The organism is Methylobacterium sp. Leaf113 (assembly GCF_001423325.1).
In the GTDB taxonomy this organism is placed as follows: domain Bacteria; phylum Pseudomonadota; class Alphaproteobacteria; order Rhizobiales; family Beijerinckiaceae; genus Methylobacterium.
In genome coordinates this window covers 111,246-125,308 of sequence record NZ_LMNJ01000007.1, presented here as the reverse complement: position 1 = coordinate 125,308, position 14,063 = coordinate 111,246, and the positions used below count along the sequence as shown (strand labels likewise).

The 14,063-nt window shown below is 68.8% G+C and carries 20 protein-coding genes; 10 read left to right on the top strand and 10 right to left on the bottom strand.

Annotation, left to right across the window (positions count from 1 at the left end; all coding sequences use genetic code 11):
- Window positions 1–29: 29 nt before the first annotated feature.
- Both ASF60_RS26000 and ASF60_RS07220 read right to left on the bottom strand, forming a co-directional pair.
- The gene (locus tag ASF60_RS26000; RefSeq protein ID WP_082507804.1) at window positions 30–479 is read right to left on the bottom strand and encodes a GNAT family N-acetyltransferase; all 450 of its coding nucleotides are present in this window, start codon (window positions 477–479) and stop codon (window positions 30–32) included.
- Window positions 480–639: 160 nt separating this feature from the next.
- The gene (locus ASF60_RS07220; RefSeq protein WP_056182645.1) at window positions 640–1,035 is read right to left on the bottom strand and encodes an ArsR/SmtB family transcription factor; all 396 of its coding nucleotides are present in this window, start codon (window positions 1,033–1,035) and stop codon (window positions 640–642) included.
- Between the two features lie 107 nt (window positions 1,036–1,142).
- Here ASF60_RS07220 and ASF60_RS07215 point away from each other — a divergent pair, with 107 nt between their 5' ends.
- Window positions 1,143–1,889, top strand: a complete 747-nt coding sequence (locus ASF60_RS07215; RefSeq protein ID WP_056182642.1) for a glucose 1-dehydrogenase — start codon at window positions 1,143–1,145, stop codon at window positions 1,887–1,889.
- Here the strand turns inward: ASF60_RS07215 and ASF60_RS07210 are convergent.
- Entirely contained in the window at window positions 1,864–2,736 is an 873-nt protein-coding gene (locus ASF60_RS07210; RefSeq protein ID WP_162241299.1) for a Crp/Fnr family transcriptional regulator, read from the bottom strand. The genes ASF60_RS07215 and ASF60_RS07210 overlap by 26 nt on opposite strands.
- A gap of 293 nt (window positions 2,737–3,029) precedes the next feature.
- On the opposite strand from ASF60_RS07210, the gene ASF60_RS07205 reads away from it, so the two are divergent.
- Together ASF60_RS07205 and ASF60_RS26075 are read left to right on the top strand one after the other, a co-directional pair.
- On the top strand, window positions 3,030–3,878 hold the full coding sequence (locus ASF60_RS07205) for a Crp/Fnr family transcriptional regulator (protein ID WP_338011497.1): 849 nt from the start codon (window positions 3,030–3,032) through the stop codon (window positions 3,876–3,878).
- The gene (locus ASF60_RS26075; RefSeq protein ID WP_443136740.1) at window positions 3,770–4,006 is read left to right on the top strand and encodes a DUF6894 family protein; all 237 of its coding nucleotides are present in this window, start codon (window positions 3,770–3,772) and stop codon (window positions 4,004–4,006) included. The genes ASF60_RS07205 and ASF60_RS26075 overlap by 109 nt, the downstream gene beginning before the upstream one ends.
- A gap of 30 nt (window positions 4,007–4,036) precedes the next feature.
- Here ASF60_RS26075 and ASF60_RS07195 read toward each other — a convergent pair whose 3' ends face one another.
- Window positions 4,037–4,324 (bottom strand): DMT family transporter, encoded by a 288-nt coding sequence (locus ASF60_RS07195; protein ID WP_082507803.1) that lies wholly within the window; start codon window positions 4,322–4,324, stop codon window positions 4,037–4,039.
- An 86-nt stretch (window positions 4,325–4,410) separates the two neighbouring features.
- Here ASF60_RS07195 and ASF60_RS07190 point away from each other — a divergent pair, with 86 nt between their 5' ends.
- A complete protein-coding gene (locus ASF60_RS07190; RefSeq protein ID WP_056182634.1) occupies window positions 4,411–4,653 on the top strand; it encodes a hypothetical protein in 243 nt (80 codons plus the stop codon).
- Between the two features lie 25 nt (window positions 4,654–4,678).
- Here the strand turns inward: ASF60_RS07190 and ASF60_RS07185 are convergent, their stop codons facing one another.
- Both ASF60_RS07185 and ASF60_RS07180 read right to left on the bottom strand, forming a co-directional pair.
- Window positions 4,679–5,029 carry a 4-fold beta flower protein gene (locus ASF60_RS07185; RefSeq protein ID WP_056182631.1) on the bottom strand — a complete coding sequence of 117 codons (351 nt, stop codon included), beginning with the start codon at window positions 5,027–5,029 and terminating at the stop codon, window positions 4,679–4,681.
- A 92-nt stretch (window positions 5,030–5,121) separates the two neighbouring features.
- Window positions 5,122–5,319, bottom strand: a complete 198-nt coding sequence (locus ASF60_RS07180; protein WP_056182628.1) for a hypothetical protein — start codon at window positions 5,317–5,319, stop codon at window positions 5,122–5,124.
- Window positions 5,320–5,656: 337 nt separating this feature from the next.
- On the opposite strand from ASF60_RS07180, the gene ASF60_RS07175 reads away from it, so the two are divergent.
- The 5 genes from ASF60_RS07175 (at window position 5,657) to ASF60_RS07155 (ending at window position 9,736) form a co-directional block, all read left to right on the top strand.
- On the top strand, window positions 5,657–6,115 hold the full coding sequence (locus tag ASF60_RS07175) for a cyclic nucleotide-binding domain-containing protein (RefSeq protein WP_056182625.1): 459 nt from the start codon (window positions 5,657–5,659) through the stop codon (window positions 6,113–6,115).
- A 340-nt stretch (window positions 6,116–6,455) separates the two neighbouring features.
- On the top strand, window positions 6,456–6,770 hold the full coding sequence (locus ASF60_RS07170) for a hypothetical protein (RefSeq protein WP_156633923.1): 315 nt from the start codon (window positions 6,456–6,458) through the stop codon (window positions 6,768–6,770).
- Between the two features lie 499 nt (window positions 6,771–7,269).
- A complete protein-coding gene (locus tag ASF60_RS07165; RefSeq protein ID WP_056182617.1) occupies window positions 7,270–7,698 on the top strand; it encodes a hypothetical protein in 429 nt (142 codons plus the stop codon).
- Window positions 7,699–7,896: 198 nt separating this feature from the next.
- Entirely contained in the window at window positions 7,897–8,751 is an 855-nt protein-coding gene (gene dapD, locus ASF60_RS07160; RefSeq protein ID WP_056182614.1) for a 2,3,4,5-tetrahydropyridine-2,6-dicarboxylate N-succinyltransferase, read from the top strand.
- Window positions 8,752–8,860: 109 nt separating this feature from the next.
- On the top strand, window positions 8,861–9,736 hold the full coding sequence (locus ASF60_RS07155) for an alpha/beta fold hydrolase (protein ID WP_082504099.1): 876 nt from the start codon (window positions 8,861–8,863) through the stop codon (window positions 9,734–9,736).
- Window positions 9,737–9,828: 92 nt separating this feature from the next.
- On the opposite strand, the gene ASF60_RS07150 is transcribed toward ASF60_RS07155, so the two are convergent.
- A complete protein-coding gene (locus tag ASF60_RS07150; protein ID WP_056182609.1) occupies window positions 9,829–10,683 on the bottom strand; it encodes a manganese catalase family protein in 855 nt (284 codons plus the stop codon).
- Between the two features lie 262 nt (window positions 10,684–10,945).
- On the opposite strand from ASF60_RS07150, the gene ASF60_RS07145 reads away from it, so the two are divergent.
- A complete protein-coding gene (locus tag ASF60_RS07145) occupies window positions 10,946–11,557 on the top strand; it encodes a cysteine hydrolase family protein (protein WP_443136739.1) in 612 nt (203 codons plus the stop codon).
- Window positions 11,558–11,560: 3 nt separating this feature from the next.
- On the opposite strand, the gene ASF60_RS07140 is transcribed toward ASF60_RS07145, so the two are convergent.
- The 3 genes from ASF60_RS07140 to ASF60_RS07130 all read right to left on the bottom strand — a co-directional run bounded on the left by ASF60_RS07140 (window position 11,561) and on the right by ASF60_RS07130 (window position 13,861).
- A complete protein-coding gene (locus ASF60_RS07140) occupies window positions 11,561–12,220 on the bottom strand; it encodes an NrsF family protein (RefSeq protein ID WP_056182605.1) in 660 nt (219 codons plus the stop codon).
- Complete coding sequence (locus tag ASF60_RS07135) at window positions 12,213–12,827, bottom strand: RNA polymerase sigma factor (RefSeq protein WP_056182602.1); 615 nt, start codon at window positions 12,825–12,827, stop codon at window positions 12,213–12,215. Before ASF60_RS07135 ends, ASF60_RS07140 begins: the two co-directional genes overlap by 8 nt.
- Window positions 12,828–13,078: 251 nt before the next feature.
- Complete coding sequence (locus tag ASF60_RS07130; protein WP_056182599.1) at window positions 13,079–13,861, bottom strand: creatininase family protein; 783 nt, start codon at window positions 13,859–13,861, stop codon at window positions 13,079–13,081.
- Window positions 13,862–14,063: the final 202 nt, after the last annotated feature.

Sequence of the window (14,063 nt, the reverse complement as noted above, 5' to 3'; positions counted from 1 at the left end):
GCCACCCGCTACGACAAGCTGGCCCGAAACTACGCCTCGGCCGTCGCACTCGCTGCCGTCATCGCCTTCTGGTGCTGATCGAGTCCAGACCCTAGCACAACGTCCTTGATACCGCGCACCTGAGCCTCAGCTTCGGCAGCGTCGAGCAAGGATGATCCCACGCCTAGTTTACGTGAGTTTTCACAGACTACAACGTGATGTATGTAGATGCGAAGCCTGGCATTCGTAAATGGAGTTGGTGGACGGTCTTGTATCTCGAACCAAGCATATCCTACAGGAAGTCCGGCCAACTCAGCAATTAAAACGAACGTCTTATCGGCAATGACGAGATTCGCAAAAAAGCTCTGCATTTCGGCATCGCTGGAATCCGCCCTGAACGCGGCAGGTTCAGCGCTAACGTGTAAGGCCTGAACGATTTGGTTCAGTCTCGCCAGGGCCCCAACGTCGTCGGCGGTGGCACGCCTCACAACTACGTCCATCCCCCACCTCCGGATTCGTTTGCAGGATATAACGGCAAGAGGACTGTCCTAAACCCATCCCGACCCAAAGTTGCCGGACGGCTGACGAATGACCGTTTTTTGGAAGCGTCTATGGCGAACCAAGCGATGGGGTTGAGTCGGAAGCCGACGATCCCGGCCATCACATCGCGCCCTGGGCCTCCGGCCCGGACGGGTCGCCACCGGCGGCGGTTGCCGTCCCGGCCTCCGTCCCGCTCTCCGCCGCATAGGCATTGATGATCGCCGGCAGCAGGCCGGGAAAGCGTGCCTGCACCTCGTCCCAGCGCGAGTGGTTGCGCATCTCCACGCCGTGACGTTCGCTGCGGATCAGACCGGCCTCGCGCAGCACCTTGAAGTGGCTGGACAGGGACGATTTCGGGATGACCCGGTCGCCCAAGGCCGAGACCGCCGAACAGGCCTCGACGCAACCGGTCCGCAGGATGCGGGCGAAGATCGCGGCGCGGACCGGGTCCGACAGGGCGTGGAGGATCGCCTCCGGCCGCACGTCCGCCATCGCCGGATGCACCAGGGGCCTCATCTTTCAACCGACTGGAGGCTTGATTGTCGCACCATTAGTACCGAAATTCCGAACTATGGGAGTTCAGGCGCCAATCCGGCGCCGGCCCAGGTCGAAGGTTAGCACAGATGTCGAAGCTGGATGGCAAGGTCGCGGTGGTGACCGGCGCGTCGAAGGGCATCGGGGCCGGGATCGCCAAGGCGCTGGCGCGGAACGGCGCGGCCGTGGTGGTCAACTACGCTTCGAGCCGGGCGGATGCCGACGCGGTGGTGGCGGCGATCGTGGCCGATGGCGGCCGGGCGGTGGCGGTGCAGGCCGACGTGTCGAAGACCGAGCAGGCCCACGCCCTGATCGCGGCGGCGATCCGGGAATTCGGCCGGCTCGACGTGCTGGTCAACAATTCGGGGATCTACGAATTCGCCCCGATCGGCGAGGTGACCGAGGCCCAGTACCGCCGCGTCTTCGACGTCAACGTGCTCGGCGTCCTGCTGGCGAGCCAAGCGGCGGCGGCGCATCTCGGGGAGGGCGGCAGCATCGTCACCATCTCGTCGGCGGTGACCAGCGTGCACACGCCGACCACGGCGGTCTATACCGGCACCAAGGGCGCGGTGAACGCGATCTCGCACGTGCTGGCCAACGAGCTGGCCCCGCGCCGGATCCGGGTCAACGTGGTCAGCCCCGGCTACGTGGTGACCGAGGGCACCCACACCGCCGGCATCGTCGGCTCGGAGATGGAGGCCGGCTTCGTCGCCCAGACCCCGCTCGGCCGGGCGGGCCGTCCGGACGACATCGCCGACATCGTCGCCTTCCTGGCCTCCGACGACGCCCGCTGGGTGACCGGCGAGGAGATCACCGCCAGCGGCGGTCTGCGCTGAGGCGCGGCCCGTCCGTCCCGGTGGCAGCCAGGAGGTAGCCCGGGCTGAATTCGGCGATATCCCGGAGGTGCCGGGGCTTGAGCAGCCGCAGGCTCCGGCCCCGGAGTTCCACCAGGCCCTGCCGCCGCAAGTCCTGCAGGGTCCGGTTCACGTGCACGTTCGAGAGGCCCAGGGTGTCGCCCAGATCCGACTGGGTGAGGGGCAGGGGGCAGGCGCCGTCCTGCACCAGTCCCACCGCCTCGAAGCGGGCCATCACTTCGCAGAACAGGTGGTCCATCCGCTCCAGGGCCGAGCGGCAGCCGAGATTGACGATCCACTCGCGGGTGATGGCCTGTTCGGACAGCCGAGCCGCGCGCAGGGCCTGCCCGAGGGTGGGATGACACCGGATCAGGTCCGTCAGCGCCGGGCGCGGGATGCGCGCCACCCGGGAGGTGGCCAGGGTGCCGACCGCGTGGTTCATGGAGCCTGAAGTCCTGGGGCCGGGATCGGGCGCATCCACGTCGCAGAGGTCGCCGGGCAGCAGGTAGGCCATGATCTGCCGCCGCCCGCCGGCGCGCTGCGTGTAGCGGCAGGCGAAACCCTCCAGCACCACGAAGGCGGCCTCCGGCACGGCGTCGTCGGGCCGGAGATCGACCTGCGGCCCGAGCAGGCGCAGCTGGGCGCTGATCCGCTCCAGGGCCGCGACATCGGAGGCGGTCAGCGCTGCTAGGCCCTGGAACCGGCGCACCAGGGCGTTGCACCCCGACCGTTGGTCCAGATCCGGGATAGGCAGATCCGGGATAGGCAGGTTCGGGATAGGCAGGTTCGGGATTGCAGGTGCGGCGTCGCTCTGGCGAAGGGCAGGCATCGAGGCTGGCTCCCGACAGGCCAGCGGCTCTTCAGCAGGCCGGCAATGAACAGGCATTAGACAAAAGTCTAACCTGCCCAGCAGAGCAATGTTGCTCCTGAAGATATTATCGTGTTGTACCCGACACTTCTCCTATGTCGGGTAGTGAACACAGCGACAATCCGGGTTGTGGTCGGGACGGAACCTATCGATACTCTGTCCATCGTCTGCCGCATAATGGTGCGCAGGCGCTCCAGGAGCCCGCGCAGGCTCTCGCCTGCCCCGGTCCCGCTGCATGGATGCCAAGCCCCTCGATGTCGCCGCCCCAACACGCCACGATCCGCAACCGTCTGCTGCAGCGCCTGTCGGCAGACGATTTCGCCCGGCTCCAGCCGCATCTCCGGCCGATGCCGACCACCCTGCGCCAGAGCCTGATCCACCCGAACGAGCCGGTCACCGAACTCTACTTTCCTGAGACCGGCTACGTCTCCGTCATGGCCGACGTCGCCGGCAATCGCATCGAGGTCGGGATGACCGGGCGCGAAGGGCTGGTGGGCGCGCCCCAGGTGCTGCTCGACGGCGGTTGGGCGTCCTACCACGAGTTCGTGCAGGGTCCCGGCATGGTGCTGGCCATCGGGCGGGCCCCGTTCAGCGCGGCCGTCGCGGACAGTCCGACCCTGCGCCGGCTGCTGCTGCGCTACCTCCACACCACGCTGACCCAGGCCCGTCAGATCGCCTACGCCAACGCCGCCTATACCCTCGACGTGCGCCTCGCCCGCTGGCTGCTGATGGGGCACGACCGCGTGGACGGCGACGAGATTCCGATCACCCACGAGTTCCTGGCGCTGATGCTCGGCGTCCAGCGTCCGGGCGCGACGCTAGGCGGTGCAGACGCTGGAGGGCAACCGCCTCATCAAGGCCCAGCGCGGGCGCATCCGCGTGCTGGACCGGGACGGGCTCGTCGCCCTGGCCGACGACGGCTACGGCATCACGGAAGCCGAGTACGCGCGCCTCATCGAGGAGGCCTGAGACCATGCCGCATTACTACTTCAACCTGCGTCACCGCCCGGGGCCGCAGGGTCTGGCCGTCGACCCCGAGGGCGAGGACTGGCCGGATCTCGCCGCCGTGCGGGCGCGCGCCCTGGCGATCGCCCACGACATGATCACCCGGACGCGGACGGATTTTATCCGCGACTGGTCGGTCTGCGTCTTTGAGATCGAGGATGTGGAGGCCCGTCTCGTGCTCACGGTGCCGTTCAGCGCGGTGATCCCGGAGGCCGATTACGGCTGAGCGGTCTGGCCCGCGTCGCAGACCCGGAATTCAGAACAGCGCCACCAGGGCGACTCCGAGGATCATGAAGCCCGCGCCGGCCACCCGCCACAGGCTCGCCGGATGCACCGGAAGGCCGACCCAGCCGAACTGGTCGAGCCCGATCGAGGGGACGACGCCCACGGTCACGATGATTCCCGGGCACGATGATTCCCCGGAAGGTCGCGGCCCGATGGCGGGCGAGGCGTAGAGCTGGGCCAGGATCAGCAGCACGCTGAGGCAGCCGCCGAGCCAGGCCCACCACGGCGCCCGCGGCGATCTGGCAAGGGGGGGCGGCATCTGCGCTTCGCCCCGCGCCCCGGCCGGAACCGTGCTAGGAAGGGTTTCGCACGCAAGGTGCGATCCTCACGGGAGGTCAGGCTGCCATGGACGTGGTCCTCACGCCGACGGGCTCTTCGGGAAGTGCCTGGGTCCTGGCGGATCGCCTGGGGCGACGTCTCGGCACCGTCACGACGTCGCCGGGCGCGATTGGATTTCAGATCCGGCCGGAGGCGTCCGGCCTTTTGAAGGGCGTGAAGCGCGAGCATCCCTCCCTCGACGCCGCGATGTCCGCCATCGCGGACCTCGCCCAGGGAGCCTGCACGCTGGACAGCCAAGACTGGGACTGAGGCGCGGGCGCGGATTGCCGGACCCTCAGATCAGGTCGGCGAAGACACGGTCCGACCACGTGGCGGCGGAGAACCGCCCGGGCGGCGTCGGCCCGGGTTCCCCGCGTGCCGGCTTGGCCCCTCGGGGTCCCGGCGTCGTCTTCGTCTGGCGCCTGGGTTTGTCCGGCCCTCCGACCGCATCGTGCTCGAACAGGAGACAGGCGCCGGTCTCGTCCGAGATCCAGCCCCTGTCGGCCCAGCCGATGAAGCGCCCGTCATAGGCGTAGACCTTGTCGTCGTGGAGGAAGGCCGCCGGCTTCCCATTCCACAGGTAGAGCGCATGCCCGTCATGGCAGAACGCCGCCTCCTGCCCGGCCCGGTCAAAAAACTCGATCATGGCCGATTCCTGGTTCCGTGGTCCGCGTGTCGGGAGCGTGGCGTGTCGGGAGCGTCGCGTCCGGGTTTTCCATCAGGCCGGCGCCGTCCGGCTCAGGCGGCCGTGGCCGTTCCCTGAAGGTCCGCCGCGGCCTCGACCTGGATCAGGGCCGCCACCGCCTTGCTGAGACGGTCCTGCATCGCCGCCTCGGTGAGGAGCGGAAAGGCCGATTCCAGGGCGCGGGTCGCCCCGATGACGGCGGCCTTCGCGGCCGATAATCCCGACACGGTTCTGAGTTCGATGATGGGCATGGGGCATCCTGTGACGCATCGACTATGCGCCCCCGCGACGCATTCACCTAACCCCGATCGCGAACCGGCGTGAGAATCCCTTCCCGCCCCGGGCGGCGGACCGAAGGCCGGACCGGCATCCGCGGCCCTGGCGGGGAGCGGCGGGGCACGGTGGCGTTCCCCGGCGACGCGGCGACCGCCTGCTCCGGTTCGGCGCGCAGGAGCTGCCGGCGTCCGATGTTTCCCGTGAAACACCGGGCGGCGGCGCGGCGCGGGCGCCATATCGTCGGGCCGGCGTCTCGGTTAAGCTCCACCCGCAATCCCGTGGCGCGGCCACGCAGAACAGCAGGGACATCCGGTGGGGCTCGACGACGACATCGCGATCCTGAGTGCCGCACCCCTGTTCGGGTTCATGGCCCGGGACGCGCTGCGCCTGCTCTCCTTCGCCGCCGAGCGCCGCAGCCTCGGCGCGGGCGAGCGCCTGTTCGCCCAGGGCGAGCGCGCCGATGGCGGCTTCGTGGTGATGTCGGGCACGCTGACGCTCACCCCCCGGGGCGCCCGCGCCGAGCCGGTCACCATGGGGCGGTCGAGCCTGATCGGGCGTCTCGCCCTGTTCCAGCGCGGCGAGCGCCCCTGCGACGCCGACGCGACGCGTGACGCCGAAGTGATCCGCATCACCCCCACGCTGATGCGCCGCGTGCTGGAGGAATTTCCCGACGCGGCCCGGGCCATCCACGCCGATCTGAGCCAGGATCTCGCGGCCTTCACGACCGATCTGGTCGGGCTCGGCGACCGGTTCGACCCCATCACGCCCTGACCCTCTTTCTATCCCGGTCATCCATCCGGCCGAAGGGTTCGCGGCCGGGCGGCAGCATCGCGGATGCCCCGTTCGCGGAAGCCCGCTGCGTCTCTCCCGCAAGGCGGACCAATCGTCCGATCCAAGAGCGGGGCCGCCGAGGCGCGCGTGCTCCGGCACACCGGCAGACACCAAAAATTCGCTGCGCCCGGAACCGAAAGCGGTCGTCAGGCTATATATCCGGTCAAAGGAGGATCGTTATCAAATCCAGGTCCGACAAAAGGCTTGATGGCCTGTGTCGAGTATCTTAAAATTCTGTTGTTTCATTGGTGATCATCAATCAAGTTGAGGATTCGCTGTCATGAACGTCGTAAAAGCAGCCGTAATGGGTCTTGTCGCCAGTGGTTCGCTCTGGCTCGTGGTGCCCGCACAGGCGCAAGAGAGCCTTCAATCTTCTCTCTTTGCGCGCGATGCCTCTCATTCCTCCAATGTCCGGGCGATTCAGGCGCGCAGAGACCAGCATGCGGCCAACGTTGCTGCGATCAACGGTGATTTTGGCGCCGCCCGGGCATACGCGCATGCGGCCGATGTCCGCCAAGTCCAATCCGACCGCGATGCCCAGCTGGCGCATCGCGCCGATCGCGCCGCCCGCATCGAGCGCGCTTTCGGAGACTGAGAAGGCGGGCGGTGCCGGATCGCCGGTCTGACAGAGGCCCCCGATCCGCACGCCCCGGACCTGCCTCTGCCGGCAACCGCGATCGCGGTTGCCGGACCGGAACGACGCCGCGGATCGTCCGATCCCGTGGTTCGGACCGCGCCGGGATTTTTCGCGTGGGCGTACGCCAATCGACCGGGCGGCGATCGTCGGGCCGACCCGCTCGAACAACCCGGCGTGCGAAACCCGCATCGCTCTCACGCCGCAATCGCCCAAGAAGCACCTGAGACCTCAAGAAGCACCTGAGACCCCGAGAAGCTTCCGAAACCCCGAGAAGCTCCTGTGATCCGGAGGGCAGGCCGACATTTCGCGGGTCGGAAACCATTTGTCATCGAATCCGGTCCAGGCTCGCGCGGCGTAGATTCGGCGCGCGTGAGTCCCCGGCCTCGGCCCAGGACGGCGCGCCCTGACCCGGTGCTCGGTCGGAGCCCGGGTCCGCGCCGGGCGAAGGGAACAGGCGATGGCGGAGCGCCAGGACGAACGACCGATGGGGCGGGGAACGCGGGCGGCGGGCATCGCCTTCTTCACCACGGCGGTGCTCGGCGCGGGCTACCTGATCTACGAGCAGTCCACCCGCCTGCTGGTCTGCTACGAGACCAACGCCACCCTGTCGGACGACGCCTACGTCGACATCATGATCCGCGACATCGTCAAGAACGGCGATCACGGCGGCCGGTCCTATGCCAGCAAGCTCGCCTATCTGGAGGACAAGACCGCGTGCTGCACCATCGAGCGGGTGCCCAGCGCCCTGATCGAGGGGCGGCCGGTCAAGCGCGAGGTCTCGGTCTCGGCCCGGTACTTCAACACCACCATGCAGGACTACTTCTTCATCGAGCGCCGCTACGACGCCTGCGGCCATGCCAGCGCCAAGCCCATGACGGCGGGATGACGGCGGCGGGATGACGACGGCGGGATGACGACGGCGGGATGACGACGGGGGTATGAGGCCACGCCGGATTTCGCCGGCGACACGCCGTTCTTGGACGGCGACACGCCGTTCTTGAACGGCGACAGGAAGGTGACAGGCCGGACGGGCTTTTGTAAGCACGGGACCCGTCCCGAACGCCGCTTCCCGGAAGACCGCCCCATGTCGCACGCCGCGTCCCCCACCGACCTCGCCGCCACCATCGAGACCGCCTGGGAGGAGCGCGCCACCATCGACACCGGCACCAAGGGCGCCGTGCGCGAGGCCGTCGAGGAGGCCCTGAACCTGCTCGATGCCGGCAAGGCCCGGGTCGCCGAGAAGGTCGGCGACGACTGGCAGGTCAACCAGTGGCTCAAGAAGGCGGTGCTGCTGTCCTTCCGCCTCAACGACATGGAGATCATCCACGGCGGCCCCGACGGCGCCACTTGGTGGGACAAGGTGCCCTCGAAGTTCGAGGGCTGGAAGAAGAAGCACTTTCGCGAGGCCGGCTTCCGGGCCGTGCCCGGCTGCGTCGTGCGTCGCGGCTCCTACATCGCCCCCGGCGCGGTGCTGATGCCGAGCTTCATCAACCTCGGCGCCCATGTGGGCGAGGGCACCATGGTCGACACCTGGGTCACCATCGGGTCCTGCGCGCAGGTCGGCAAGAACTGCCACATCTCCGGCGGCGCCGGCATCGCGGGCGTGCTCGAGCCGCTCCAGGCCAATCCGGTCATCATCGAGGACAATTGCTTCATCGGCGCCCGCGCCGAGGTGGCCGAGGGCGTGATCGTCGGCGAGGGCAGTGTCCTCTCCATGGGCGTCTATATCGGCGCCTCGACCAAGATCATCGACCGCACCACCGGCGAGGTCATGTACGGCCGGGTGCCGCCCTATTCGGTGGTGGTCTCCGGCACCACGCCCGGCAAGGACCTGCCGGACGGCAGCCCCGGGCCCGGCCTGTACTGCGCCGTCATCGTCAAGCGCGTCGACGCCGGCACCCGCTCGAAGACCGCCATCAACGAGCTGCTGCGCACCTGATCCGGCGCGGTGCGCGGTCCGGGGCGTCACCCGGTCGCGTGCCGGCGCGGTCGGCGAGGCCCCATCTGGGGCCGGTGATATCGTCCCGCATGCGAGGAAGAGGCGTACGATGATCGACCCGGCCCATTCCGCCCGCAGCTTCGCGCTGAACTTCGCCGGGCGCCGCGTGCCGACGCCCTACGACGTGGTCGGCAACGGTCCCGACGCCCTGTTGCTGCCGGCCCTGTCGTCGATCTCGGCCCGGGTCGAGATGCGGGCGCTGGCCAAGGACCTCGGGCACAGCCACCGCTGCCTCGTGCCGGACTGGCCGGGCTTCGGCGACCATGTCCGCGCCCGGGTGCCGATGAACCCGGACACGATGCACGCCTTCCTCGACGCCCTGCTGGAGGCCGCGCCCGGTCCCTACGCCCTCGGCATCGGCGCCGGTCATGCGGCCGGTTACCTCGTGGCCGCCGCTCGGCGCCATCCGCACCGCTTCGAACGCCTCGTCCTCGTCGCCCCGACCTGGCGCGGGCCGCTGCCCACCGCCATGGGACCGGAGCGCAAGGGCCTGTTCGCCGGCCTGCGCCGGGCGGTGGAGCTGCCGCTGCTGGGCGACGCCCTCTACCGCATCAACATCAGCCGGCCCGTGATCGGCCGGATGATGCGGGCCCATGTCTATGCCGACCCGGCCCACGTCACCCCGGGCATCATCGCCGACAAGCACGTCATCACCCGCCAGAATGGCGGCCGCTTCGGAACCGCCGCCTTCGTCACCGGCGGGCTCGACCCGTTCGAGTCCCGACGGGACTTCCTCGACCTGTTCGAGGCTCCCGGCCTGCCGCCGATCCTGGTGCTGCGGCCGGAGCGGGCGCCGCGCCGCTCCGGCGCCGAGATGGACGCGCTCATCGCCACCGGCCGGGTCGCCCGGGCCTCGGTGCCGGGCGCGCTCAGCCCGCACGAGGAGTATCCGGGCGAGGTCGCGGCCGCGATCCGCGCCGCCTGACGCGACGCGGGGCCGAAACTGCGCGACCGTGACACGACCTTCATCGTATACCAGGGCCTGGATCGGCCTCGTATACCAAGGCCATCGGGGGCTCACATCTGCTGGGTCTGGGCGCCGCTGTCGGGCCGGGCCGGACCGAGATTCGGCACTTCGCCCATGGGCTCGTTCTGGACCACGGTGAACTCGCCCTTGCCGTCGAGCGAGGGACCGCTGGTCCAGCGCCCCGCCGGCGGAGGCGAGCCGTCGCGGGCGGTGGCGAAGAAGTTGTAGTTGAACTTCTCGTGCTCTTTGCTCTGCGGAAAGCTGTTCGGGATCGGCAGGTTGCCTTCGGCGCCGCCGAGTTCCTCGATGACTGCGAGCCACTGCTGTTGGTGCATGGTGTCGCGCGCGATGAGGAAGTGCAGCATGTCCTTCATGCCGGCATCATGCGCGGCATTGAAGAGGCGCACCGCCAGAACCCGGCCTGTCGTCTCGGCAGCGACGTTGCAATACATGTCGGCCGCAAGATTTCCGCTGGCGTAGACATGGCTCATGTCGAAGGGCACGCCGTCGCAATTGGCCGGGTAGGCGGCCATGCCGGTTGACAGCACGTGCCGATGCAGCATGCCCTCAATGGTATGACGGGGGTTGCCGCCGCCCATCACGGCACCGACGACGCCGTCGGCCGCGCCCTCCTCCTGCAGCGTGGTCGGTGCGGTCTCGAGATTCATCGCCACGGCGGTGGCCAGCATCTCGATGTGGCCGATCTCCTCGGTGGCGGTATTCAGCAGCATGTCCCGGTACTTGGTCGTCGGTCCGCGCGCACCCCAGCCCTGGAAGAAGTACTGCATGCAGACGCGGATCTCGCCCTCGATGCCGCCGATCGCCTGCTGGAGCATGCGCGCGAAGATCGGGTCCGGGCTGTCGACCTTCACCGGATATTGAAGGCGCTTATCATAGTATAACATGCGGTAATCTCGCCATGCTCGAACAAAGAGAGCTCGCACGTCATGATGACGGCGATGCGAAGCAGGTTCATACGGAGGCATTGGCCGCCGGATACCCCAAGAACCGGAAAATTCACCAGGTGTTCAGTTTTTTCGCGCGTGCATTTTGTTGCACAACGCGATGGATTTAGCCTGAGGGACAGGAGAAATTCGTCGAACCGACCTGGAATGCCACGGTTGTCCGAGAGGGCAGAATCGTGTCGGCGCTGGAGCCGGGGAGGACATCGTGAGCGAATGGCGTGCGCGCCCCGGCGCATTGGGGCGGACCTGCCTGCATCTGTGCGTCGACATGCAACGCATGTTCCTGGAGACAACGGACTGGCACACCCCCTGGATGGTCCGGGTGCTGCCGCGGGTGGAGCGCCTCGTGAAGGCGCATCCGGATCGGACCATCCTCACCCGCTTCATCCCGGCGCGGCACCCCGGCGAAGGGCGAGGAACCTGGGCCGGGTACTCGCAGCGCTGGGCCTCGATGACCCGGGACCATCTCGCACCGGGGCTGATCGACCTCGTGCCGGAACTCGCGCGCCTCGTCCCGCCGGCCGAAATCCTCGACAAGACGGTCTATTCGCCCTGGCTCGGCACCGATCTCGATGCGCGCCTCCAGGCCCGGGGCATCGACACCCTGGTGATGACCGGCGGTGAAACCGAGGTCTGCGTGCTGGCCAGCGTGCTCGGCGCCGTCGACCTCGGCTACCGGGTCCTCATCGTCACCGACGCCCTGTGCAGCTCCTGCGACGAGGCGCACGATGCCCTGATGACGATGTATCACCGCCGCTACGGCCAGCAGGTTCATCCCGTGACCACCGAGGAGGTGCTTCTCGCCTGGACCTGACGCTCAGCCGCGCGCCAGCAGGCGCCCCCCGGCGAGGCTGTTGGCGCCGATGACGAGGCCGACGACCACGAGATGCAGGGCGAGGTCCGTCGCCGTGGCGTCATGGGGATGGAACGGCACCAGCAATGCCGCCGCCGCCGCCGCCGCCGAGAGCCCGGCCAGCGCCGCCGTGAGATTGGGGCGTAAGGGGCAGGCCCGTCGCAGCATCAGCACGAGCCCGAGGGAGAGCGGGAGCGAGACGGTGAGCAGGAAGACGAGGCATCCGCTGGCTTCGGGCAGGTCCGGAGCACCCGTGCCAGGGGCCACCCAAGCGCGCAGGCAGCCCAGTCCGCTCGCGCCGATCCAGAGGGCCGCCGGTGCCAGCGGCAGCGTCGCCCAGGCCCATGACCGCCCCGGCACGCTGGTCTGGAAGGCGGCGAGCGCGGCCGCGACGGCAGTCAGCACGGCGCCGAGTGCAGCATAGCGCAGATCCGGAACCGCCATGCGCGTGCGAAGGGCGTCGAGATCCGCGAACGGCATCAGCGCCAGACCGAGGGCGAGGGCCGCCGCACACCAAGTGAACGCTCGGAATGCGGGTGCGGGCAGGGGCCGGACTGGGGTCAGGCCTCGCGCGAGGCTGTCCACCAGGACGTCGTGCGGGATGGTGTGGGCGCGCTCAGACATCGTGTGTTCCTCGCTCCCGAGCGGCGGGATCCGGTTTCGGTCGGCCCAGATCGGCGGAGTCGGGTCCGAGGGCCAGGCGCAGGGCCTTCAGGGCCCGGTGCAGGTTGACCTTGAGGGCGCCCTTGCTGCGCCCCGTCAGCTGCGCCGTCTCGTCGAGGCTTCGCTCCTTCAGGGCGAGGTGCTCCACCGCCTGCCGCTGCCCTTCCGGGAGTCCCGCAACCGCCCGGGCCAGGATGCGCGCGCGGTCCCGCGCCTCCAGGCCCTGGCCGGGGGCAGGCCCGCTGTCGGCCTCGGCCTCGTAGGCGACCGGATCATGGATCTCGCGGGACCGCCGACCGGCACGACGCATCCCGTCGATGGCGCGGCGCTGTGTGATGGCGCGCAGCCAGGGCAGGAAGGGCCGGGCCGGATCATAGGTCGCCCGAGCCCGATGGATCGTCAGCAGCACATCCTGCACCACGTCGTCCACCGCCTCCGGTCGGACCCCCTGCGCCCGCGCCATGCCGGCGATCACCGGCAGACAGTCGTGCAGCAGGCGGCGATAGGCCTCGGCATCGCCGGCCTGCACCGCCGCCATGGCGGACGAGAGCGTCCGATCCTGAGTCATGCGCTCTGGGATTCTATGATCCTCCGCCGGGCGCCGCCGGGCTTCGGTCCAGCCAAACCTCTCCTCGGCCCGCGATGCGGAGCCATCGGGCCGATCGGGTCCGGCCAGGACTGCAAATGCCACAGAATGAAATCCGGCCATCGGGTGAACTCCGCGATCCGGGATGTCGCGCCTCTCATGTCAGGCTTCTTCGCGCCGGGAGCCGGCGCGGTTACCGCCCGCAGGGGCGAGCCCCGGGTCATGGCCGAGATTCACTGGGCAAGACGAAAGCGGTCGACGTCGCGCAGGAGTTCGAGGAAGGCACGGGCTCCATGATCGAGGGCGCGAGCGCCAGCCTCCGCCGTACCGAGGCGGGCATCGCCGATGGCACCGGCCGGGTTGAGGTCCTGTGCCTTCCAGGCAAAGGCCGCGGGGCGACCGGCGCGCAGATGCGTGAAGGTTTCCGCCATCGCCACGGTGCGCGGGGTAAAATCGGCGATGTGGTCTCGCCGGACCAGGTCGGGCCGTAGCGCCAGCATCAGGGCGGTCTCAATGCCGCCGCCATGGATGCCGTGGCGGATCTCCGCCTCGGGAAACAGTCCGTCGGGATAGCCGAAGCGGCTCCAGGCCGTGGTCACCGCCACCATGCCGTGCCGCCCGCGCAACGTCCCGGCCACCAGATCGATCAGGCCGCTGTTGCCCCCGTGAGAGGTGACCAGAACGAGTTTTTCGCAGCCGGCACGCCGCACCCCATCGCCGATGCTTGTCCAGGCCTCCAGGGCGGTGCCGGTGTCCAGGGTCAGGGTTCCGGCAAAGCCATCGTGCTCGTCGGACTTGCCGATGGCCTGAACCGGCAGCAGCAGTACGTCGAGCTCGTCCGCCGGGAGGGCGGCGAGATGGGCCAGATAGCCCTCGGCAATGATGGTGTCGGTGGCGAGCGGCAGGTGCGGCCCGTGCTGCTCGATCGCCGCGACGGGCAACACCGCGATGGCCTGCCCCATGTCACGGTTCCGGATCTCGTTCGTCGTCAACTCGGCCCAGTGGCGTATCGGCATCCTGGCATTCCCCCGGCGAGGCGATCACCCCGCCACGTAACCCTTGGGTGCCACGGATCTCACCTCCGATCCACGGGGCCTCATCCACCGGGCCGCCGCCGCTGGGATCGGCCGAATGCCAAGGGATGGCGCACGCGAGCGCTCCGCGCGGATCCCATTCCCAACGATTCTCGAAGCCTCTCCCGAAGCCCACGCAAGACCC